The 224-nt window shown below is 58.5% G+C and carries 1 pseudogene; it reads right to left on the reverse strand.

Annotated features, from left to right (window positions below):
* A pseudogene (locus ACQRAX_RS25765) lies at positions 1-224 on the reverse strand (RHS repeat domain-containing protein); the annotation flags it as partial.

Below are 224 nucleotides of genomic sequence, written 5' to 3' on the forward strand. Positions count from 1 at the left end.
CCAAGGCTGTCGTAGCGATACTCGCCCGTGCTCTGCAGCTTGCCCTCGACCAGCGTTTGCGCCCGGACCAGGCGGTTCTCGCAGTCATAGTTGAAGCTCTGCAGCTTGCTGTGCCCCGAGCGCTTTTCGATCAGATTGCCCCAGGCGTCGTAGCTGTATTCCTGATCACGCCACTGCCTGATGCGGTTGTCTTTGACCTTGTCGAACTGGCTGGTGTTGAAGTT

The organism is Pseudomonas sp. UM16 (genome assembly GCF_050312595.1).
Taxonomy (GTDB): Bacteria; Pseudomonadota; Gammaproteobacteria; order Pseudomonadales; family Pseudomonadaceae; genus Aquipseudomonas.